The 4,733-nt window shown below is 29.1% G+C and carries 5 protein-coding genes, 2 rRNA genes and 1 pseudogene; 2 read left to right on the top strand and 6 right to left on the bottom strand.

Annotation, left to right across the window (positions count from 1 at the left end):
* Nucleotides 1–226 (top strand): 23S ribosomal RNA (locus ACKI42_RS07730); the annotation flags it as partial.
* A 185-nt stretch (nt 227–411) separates the two neighbouring features.
* Nucleotides 412–519: ribosomal RNA gene (rrf, locus tag ACKI42_RS07725) — 5S ribosomal RNA — on the top strand.
* Between the two features lie 75 nt (nt 520–594).
* On the opposite strand, the pseudogene ACKI42_RS07720 reads toward rrf, so the two are convergent.
* From ACKI42_RS07720 to ACKI42_RS07695, 6 genes and pseudogenes are all read right to left on the bottom strand, one after another.
* Nucleotides 595–1,562 (bottom strand): annotated as a pseudogene (locus ACKI42_RS07720) (IS256 family transposase); the annotation flags it as partial.
* Between the two features lie 202 nt (nt 1,563–1,764).
* Nucleotides 1,765–1,881 (bottom strand): hypothetical protein, encoded by a 117-nt coding sequence (locus ACKI42_RS07715; protein WP_407404127.1) that lies wholly within the window; start codon nt 1,879–1,881, stop codon nt 1,765–1,767.
* A 367-nt stretch (nt 1,882–2,248) separates the two neighbouring features.
* Nucleotides 2,249–3,106, bottom strand: a complete 858-nt coding sequence (locus ACKI42_RS07710) for a hypothetical protein (protein WP_407404125.1) — start codon at nt 3,104–3,106, stop codon at nt 2,249–2,251.
* A gap of 123 nt (nt 3,107–3,229) precedes the next feature.
* A complete protein-coding gene (locus ACKI42_RS07705; protein WP_407404123.1) occupies nt 3,230–4,204 on the bottom strand; it encodes a hypothetical protein in 975 nt (324 codons plus the stop codon).
* Nucleotides 4,185–4,406, bottom strand: coding sequence for a hypothetical protein (locus ACKI42_RS07700; RefSeq protein WP_407404122.1), 222 nt, complete (start codon nt 4,404–4,406; stop codon nt 4,185–4,187). Before ACKI42_RS07700 ends, ACKI42_RS07705 begins: the two co-directional genes overlap by 20 nt.
* Before the next feature lie 2 nt (nt 4,407–4,408).
* On the bottom strand, nt 4,409–4,733 hold a 325-nt coding region (locus tag ACKI42_RS07695), incomplete at its 5' end, for a hypothetical protein (RefSeq protein ID WP_407404120.1).

Genomic DNA, 4,733 nt, shown 5'->3' with positions numbered 1-4,733 from the left:
AGAGGACCGAATTGAACAAACCTCTGGTGTATCAGTTGTTCCGCCAGGAGCACCGCTGAGTAGCTACGTTTGGAAGAGATAAGCACTGAAAGCATATAAGTGCGAAACTCGCCTCAAGATGAGACATCTTTTAAGGGTCGTGGGAGATGACCACGTTGATAGGCTATAGGTGTAAAGTTGGTAACAGCATAGCCGAGTAGTACTAATTACCCGTAGATTTATAGCCTAATAAGGCGCACTTCGAAAGTGCATAAAGGTTAGCTCTTTGTGATTGTTTTTATCGATAATTATTAGACTAAAAGATAATAGACTGATGATCAATAGACTGTAATAGTCTCTAATCTCCTATCTATAGATCTAAATGTCTAGTAATATACATATACTGTACATCCTTTTGTACAAAACAACCTTTAGGGTGGTTTTAGCAGAGGGGCTCACCTGTTCCCATTCCGAACACAGAAGTTAAGCCCTCTAGCGCCGATGGTACTGCGAAAGCGGGAGAGTAGGTCGTCGCCAGTTTTTTAAAAAAGCTCATTCATTAATTTGAATGAGCTTTTTTTTTGCCCCAAACTTAAAATTGATTGTTCGTTGAAGGTAGAGATATTTACCTTCCATTTTTGTGGCAAAATCATCCAGAGCAGCCTTTGCAGAGTCTTTGTTGGGTGCTGTATAGATATTTTTCATATCAGCAGAAAACTCTTTTCTATCATTCCAAACCATATATTTACAGGCATTTCTTATTTGATGAACCACGCATATTTGGGTTTGAGATTGTGGAAAAATTGAACGAATAGTTTGAGTAAATCCGTTCAAATTATCAGTCGCTGTGATAAGTATATCTTCTACACCACGTGCTTTTAAATCGGTTAAAACGCTCATCCAAAAACTGGAATTTTCATTCCTCCCAAGCCACATTCCAAGAACTTCTTTTTTACCTTCACGATTTAATCCTACGGCTAAATAGATGGTCTTATTGATAACTTTAAAATTTTACTCATTTTATTGTTTATTTGTTTTTGTATTCGTGATGTGCTTCGCAGTTCACGGACTTTAAAAACAATCCCATCCATCTAAACGATGATATATAAATCGTCTAATGGTCTGTTTTGCCAGGCAACGATTTCACCAGAAATTGCATTGGTAATGCGGGAAATGTTTGAAGTAGAAACATCAAAATCATACATTTCCCGAATTTGTTCCTCAATATCGCTTACGCTCAAACCTTTGGCATAGAATGAAATAATTATATTCTCCAAACCATCAATAATATTGTGTCTTTTGGGGACTAATGCAGGTTCAAAACTTCCAGATCTATCTCTAGGAACCTTAATCTCCGTTTCTCCAAAAGAGGGTTTTATTTTCTTGGCTCCATGCCCATTACGATAGTTTCCTTCTTTGGTTTTTTCGTGCTTTTCGTTGTCTAGATGAGCATCTAGTTCCGCTTCCAGCATATGTTCTACAGCTCGTTTGTGCATCTGCATGAAGAAAGAGGTTAAATTTTCTCCACTCTTGAAGGATTTATAGAAATCCTTATTGTTTAATAAATCTTCCTTGTCGATCATAACTATGTAAAGTTTAAAATTAGTAAAAGATTTATTACCGAAAATTTTTTGAGCTTTGAGGGCCCAAAATTTTCAGAATAATTTTCAACTTACGCAGTTCGTGAAATACTAACACTTTGAGGTTTGCTGAGATATTTTGTCTACATAAAATATACTCGCTATTTTGTTTACTTGCTTCTTTCATAAACCCTTTGTGGAATTTTTAAAAGACTTTATTTTGTGATTTTATTAAAGAAATATATTTTTGATAAGCATCTTTTGATTTAGCTTTTTCATCAAGTTCCCAATAAGTATCTGCTAGGTTTAACCATGCTACAATACGTGAAGGATATTTATTGATTATTTTAACTAAAATATAATTTGATTCATTATAATCCTTATCTTGTTCGAGATAATAAGCTATATTATTATATTCATTTAAGTTTTTTTCATTTAAGGGTTCATTAGTAATAAGAATTTGAGTTCATTTAATTGAATATTATTTGCACATTGATATTTTTTATTTGTATTTAATATAAGCTCTTTTAATTCTTGTAGATTAAATTTTCTATTTAATTCATTAAGATAATTTGTATTATAAAGACTTACCTCTGAAATAAATGTTTTATTAATTGGTATGTATGTATAATTTACATTACATAAATCTGTATTTTCAACATAGACATCTCTATTAAATTCTATTTTATTTAGTAATATACCTGTTGTAGAATCTTGAAAGTAATATTTATAATGCTGTATATCGTGTGGCGTTTTTTCTTCAATTTTTTTTTAATAATAAAATAAGAGCCTTCAAATCCTAGTTCATCATAAACCGTACTAGTTCCAATAACCTTTTTCTTATTAAAATCAACCTCGAAAACTTCATTTTTTCCATCTGAATTTATGTCTACTGATATACTTTTACTACGCTTTTCATTATTTAAATTTTGAATAAGTTGTTTTTCATTTTCTGATAAAGATGTGCTATTTGATGTACTATTTGAGGAATGAGAAAACCTTATCTTGTCATTTTTTAATATTGCAAATATTGTTGGAAAATTCTTATAATTTTCAATTATGAATTTTATTTTTGTATTTGGATCTTTTTTAATTTTTCCAAATTCTTCATATCCATAAGTCTTAAATCCTAAATTCTTAATTTCATTTTCAGAAAACTCTACCATTTGGAATGCGTGGAATTCTTGTGTAAATGTTGGAATTAAGATTATATATTTTGATTGGTTTTTATAAAGTAAAATTTCACTTGTGTTAATCGATTCATCTTCATTATATGAATAATCAAAATCAATAGCTATTAATTTGGATGACACTTGAAGATAGCTTTTTTCACTTTCTTTAAATACAATAATAGAGAATGGTAATGATGAATTATCAAAATTAGTAATGACAAGATTTTTATCTTGTATAAAATTTGTTGTATAAGCTACAGGATTATATTCAGATTTTGTCTGTTGTAGACTATGAATATCTGTTTGCTCTTTTTTTTCTTTACCTGTACAACTATTAAATAATAATAGTAATACTAATGAAATTATCTTGTACATAATTATTTATTTAGAAAATATTTTGCGCAGGTAATTTTCCTGAACCATTTAATTGACTTATCTTATCTCTATTCTTTTCATGTTCTTGCTTGTTTCTTTACTTTTGGTTACTTTCAATAAAAACTAATCCTTTACCTTTTTAATCTCATATATTTCCTTTTCTCCTACAATTGATTCCATGAGATTTCCTTGCATAAAAATTTTACCAGCTTCTTTATTTAATTTCAAGAATTTATTGGTTGCTTTATCTTCCAATTTTAATTCATTTGCAGATATATCTAAAACTAATAATTTTTTTTCAACAATTTCATTATAAGTATCTAAATTAAAATTTGCATTTTTATCTTTTATTTCCAATGATATTTTTCCCCAAGCCCTTGGGTCGGCGGATTCTCCTTTAAGACGAAGAAATGTACACTCATATTTGCCATTCCAAACCAAAATAGATTTGTTTTCAGTCGCCGTATTTGATTTGGTTTCATTATTAATATTTGTTGATATTAACGGATTAAAATAATTTGAAAAATTATTGGAAAAATAATTGGCTTCAATTATTCTGGGTAAATATTGTGATTTTTCATTTTTAATAAATTGCCAGTTTTTACTTTGAGAATTATAATAGTAAATATTTGCTACTGTTTTTTCATTCAAATACGCACTTTCTATCGTACATCCATTATTAGACTCAATATACTTTGCGGGAATATAATAGCAAAAAACAGCATAACCACTTATATTAGCTTTTATTTTTGCTTCAATTTCTTTACTCTCTTTTTCAGAATCTATATTATCCATATTGTGATTTTGAAAATACTCATGATTCCAATAATCTTTTAATTCTTGATTTTTTGGTATATAATGAATTGTAAAATAACTGCCTTTACAATCTAAAAAAGTTTGTATGGGATGGTCCGCAAGTGTTGATTCATCAACTATCATTGTGTAATCTGAAGCATATTTTTTATCAAAAAAATTAACAATTTGTATTGATTGCTGTTTTGATTTTTGTTGAATAGTATTATTTTTTTGCGCATCACCTTTGCAAGAAAAAATTAAGAATAGAATAAAAATGAGTGACTTATTTAATTGCATTTCCATTGTTGTCAAATTTTGTTTTCATATAATTTTCAGGTTGTAATCTACTCTTTCCAAAAAAAGTAACTGCACTAGAGCCATCACTACATGCTTCAATATGGCAATGCCAATTTTTTCTCCAAATACCATGTAATAAATTTCCATTTCGATCTGATATCTCTGCCGCATTGCCTGTAGATCCCGAAAGAGCTATTTTTTTGAACATGTTTAATCACATTTTTCAAGGATTAGAGGGAGTTTTCCTCCGTTTTCGCTTATGAGTAAGAAATCTTTCCCGACAAATTCTAATTTTTGTTTTTTAATATTATACAAACCAACCCATTCTAGTTTTGCTTTCCCATCTTCTAAGAGTATTAATTTACCAATTGGTTTATTTTTATCTATGTCTTCATCTACAATTTTTAATTTATCTGCATAATAATCTTGTTGAGAAGAAACACTTGCATACTTCAAAAGGTATTCATTTTTGTTTGAAATTTTTTCTACTTTAAGATTAATATAGATTGCATTTATACTGTATAAAGATAAAAAG

This window comes from Chryseobacterium sp. (assembly GCF_045629545.1).
Classification (GTDB): domain Bacteria; phylum Bacteroidota; class Bacteroidia; order Flavobacteriales; family Weeksellaceae; genus Chryseobacterium.
Note: the sequence above shows the minus strand (reverse complement) of the source record. Positions and strands in the feature narration are given on the sequence as shown.